The organism is Aeromicrobium sp. PFPM2_SD2 (genome assembly GCF_057364525.1).
The window spans coordinates 1-3714 of the sequence record NZ_JBNFNZ010000248.1 but is presented as its reverse complement, the minus strand read 5'-3'; the positions used below and the strand labels follow the sequence as shown (position 1 = coordinate 3714).

General features: G+C 70.6%; 2 protein-coding genes. Both read left to right on the top strand.

All coding sequences use genetic code 11. From position 1 onward, the window contains the following. The coding region (locus AC2W7G_RS11395) for a DNA glycosylase AlkZ-like family protein (protein WP_485868534.1) at positions 1 to 520 on the top strand (520 nt) is incomplete at its 5' end. A gap of 38 nt (positions 521 to 558) precedes the next feature. Continuing rightward, entirely contained in the window at positions 559 to 3297 is a 2739-nt protein-coding gene (gene secA, locus AC2W7G_RS11390) for a preprotein translocase subunit SecA (protein ID WP_485868533.1), read from the top strand. Positions 3298 to 3714 lie beyond the last annotated feature (417 nt).

The following is a 3714-nucleotide window of genomic DNA, read 5'->3' as shown; positions in this document are numbered from 1 at the left end:
CCTGCGCGACTACTTCCGCCTCGCCGCGGCCCCGACGAAGGCCGCCGTCGAGCAGCTCGTGGCGTCCGGCGAGCTCGAGCCGGTCACCATCGCGGGCTGGAACCGGCCGGCCTACCTGCACGCCGAGGCCGTGCGGCCGCGCCGGGTCGACGCCCGGGCGCTGCTCAGCCCGTTCGACCCGCTCGTCTTCGAGCGCACGCGCACCGAGAAGCTGTTCGGCTTCCGCTACCGCATCGAGATCTACGTGCCCGAGGCCCAGCGCGTGCACGGCTACTACGTGCTGCCGTTCCTGCTCGGCGACCGGCTCGTGGCGCGCGTCGACCTCAAGGCCGACCGGGCCGAGGGCGTGCTGCGCGTCCGGTCCGCGTTCGCCGAGGACCACGCCCCGAGCCACACGGCCGATTCCCTGGCGGCCGAGCTGGTGCAGATGGCAGGCTGGCTCGGGCTCGGCCGCACGTCCGTGGAGCGGCGTGGTGACCTGGCCGACCCGCTGGCGGCTGCGCTGGCACGTCTAGACTGAATTCGCTCAGCTCTTTCCTCTCCCAGGAGTACGTCCCCGTGCCCAAGATCATCGACAAGATCCTTCGTGCCGGCGAGGGCAAGATCCTCCGCCAGCTGCAGGGCATCGCCCGCCAGGTGGAGGCCCTCGGCGACGAGTTCGCCGGGCTCAGCGACGACGAGCTGCGCGCCATGACCGGCGAGTTCAAGGAGCGCCTCGCCGAGGGCGAGTCGCTCGACGACCTCATGCCCGAGGCGTTCGCGGTGGTGCGCGAGGCCGCCACGCGCGTCCTGGGCCAGCGCCACTACCCGGTCCAGATCATGGGCGGCGCCGCGCTGCACCTGGGCAACATCGCCGAGATGAAGACCGGTGAGGGCAAGACGCTCGTCTCGACGCTGCCGGTCTACCTCAACGCGCTGGCCGGCCAGGGCGTCCACGTCGTCACCGTCAACGACTACCTGGCCAAGTACCACGCCGAGTGGATGGGCCGCGTGCACCAGTTCCTCGGCCTCACCGTCGGCATCATCGAACCGTCGATGCGCCCGGCCGAGCGCCGCGAGGCCTACGCCTGCGACATCACGTACGCGACCAACAACGAGCTCGGCTTCGACTACCTGCGCGACAACATGGCCGACGACCTGGCCGAGTGCGTCCAGCGCGGCCACTTCTTCGCCGTCGTCGACGAGGTCGACTCGATCCTCATCGACGAGGCCCGCACGCCGCTGATCATCTCCGGCCCCACCGAGGACGAGGTCGAGTGGTACGGCGTCTTCGCCAAGATCGTCGCGGGCATGGAGAAGGACGTCCACTACGAGGTCGACGAGAAGAAGCGCACCGTCGCGGTCACCGAGGCCGGCATCGACGAGGTCGAGAAGCAGCTCAACATCGACAACCTCTACGACTCGGTCAACACCCCGCTGATCAGCTTCCTCAACAACGCGGTCAAGGCCAAGGAGCTGTTCCACAACGACAAGGAGTACGTCGTCGTCGACGACAACGTGCTCATCGTCGACGAGCACACCGGACGCATCCTGGACGGCCGCCGCTACAACGAGGGCCTGCACCAGGCGATCGAGGCCAAGGAGGGCGTGCGCATCCGCGAGGAGTACCAGACCCTCGCGACCGTCACGCTGCAGAACTACTTCCGGCTCTACGAGAAGCTCTCGGGCATGACCGGCACGGCCATGACCGAGGCCAGCGAGTTCGACAAGATCTACAAGCTCGGCGTCGTCCCGATCCCGACCAACAAGCCGGTCGCGCGCGTCGACCAGCCCGACCTCGTGTACCGCACCGAGGACGCGAAGTTCAACGCCGTCGTCGAGGACATCGCCGAGCGCCACGCCAAGGGCCAGCCGATCCTGGTCGGCACCACGAGCGTCGAGAAGTCCGAGCGGCTGTCCAAGCTGCTGCGCAAGCGCGGCGTCCCGCACGCGGTGCTCAACGCCAAGCAGCACGAGCGCGAGGCGGCCATCGTCGCCCTCGCCGGCCACAAGGGCGCGGTCACCGTCGCCACCAACATGGCCGGCCGCGGCACCGACATCATGCTCGGCGGCAGCGTCGAGTTCCTCGCCGACCAGCAGCTGCGCAAGCAGGGCCTGGACCCGCTGGAGGACGCCGACGCGTGGCGCGAGGCCTGGCCCGCCGCGCTCGAGCAGGCCGACCGTCAGGTCAAGGCCGAGCGCGACGAGGTGCGCGAGCTCGGCGGCCTGGCCGTCATCGGCACCGAGCGGCACGAGTCGCGCCGCATCGACAACCAGCTGCGCGGTCGTTCCGGCCGTCAGGGCGACCCGGGCGAGACGCGGTTCTACCTCTCGCTCGAGGACGACCTCATGCGGCTGTTCAAGTCCGACTGGGTCAACTGGGTCCTGCAGACCATGAAGATCCCCGACGACGTGCCGATCGAGAACAAGCGCGTCACCGGTGCGATCGCCTCGGCGCAGTCGCAGGTCGAGGCGCAGAACTTCGAGTCGCGCAAGAACATCCTCAAGTACGACGACGTCATGAGCCGCCAGCGCGAGGTCGTCTACGCCGAGCGTCGCAAGGTGCTCGAGGGCGAGGACCTGCGCGAGTGGGTGCGCGAGATGGTCGGCAACGTCGTCTCGGGCTACGTCCGCGGCGTCACCGCCGACGGCTACACCGAGGACTGGGACCTCGAGCAGCTGTGGACCGCGCTGGGCACGCTCTACCCGGTCACGGTCGACGCCGACGCGCTCGTCGAGGAGGTCGGCGGCCGCACCAAGCTGACCCGCGAGAAGCTCACCGAGGTGCTGACCGCCGACGCCCTGGCCGCGTACGAGCGCCGGGAGGCCGAGCTGGGCGAGCGCATCATGCGCGAGCTCGAGCGTCGCGTCGTGCTCAGCGTCCTGGACCGCAAGTGGCGCGAGCACCTGTACGAGATGGACTACCTGCGCGAGGGCATCGGCCTGCGGGCGTACAGCCAGCGCGACCCGCTCGTGGAGTACCAGCGCGAGGGCTTCGACCTGTTCAACGCCATGATGGAGGGCATCGCCGAGGAGTCGGTGGGCTTCATCTTCAACGTCGAGGTGCAGATCGAGGAGGTCGGCCCCGACGGCCAGCCGGTCGACGAGGAGCCGCAGCTCACCGCCAAGGGCCTGCAGTCCAACGTGCCGCAGCAGCTGTCGTACACCGGCCCGGACGAGCAGGGCGACGCCGAGCTCGTGACCGAGCAGGCCGAGGCCGAGCCGGCCGACGCCGACAAGCGTCGTGAGGCCAACGCCAAGGCTCGGGCCCGGTCGAAGGCGAAGGCGCAGCGCCAGTCGCGCAAGAAGAACCGCTGACCCCAGGTCGTCACGACCGGCCGGTGCCCCTCGGGGTGCCGGCCGGTCGTTGCGTCCGGGGCCTCGAGGCCCAGCTGAGCGCGGTGCAGCGCCACTGCCGCACGCCGCGCCGGTCGGGTGTGGTGCTCCAGCCGCACGGCGAGTGCGCGCGAGCGCTGCGCGTGCACCATGCGGGGCCGCGACCTCCAGCACCCCCCGGGCTCGACCACCGCGGTGTGCACCGAGGCGAGCCGCGCCCGCGTGACCGGACCGCGTCCGGACGACAGGGCGAGCCGGCGGCGGCAGGCCCTCGTAGACGTCCGGGGCCATCCACGGTGGCCACCTGGCGCAGCGGGCGTCCGCCCGACAGGACCTCGACCAGCGCCTGGGTGAAGCGGACGGCCTGCTGCGCGTGCCCGCCGGCGTGGCCGCCGTGCG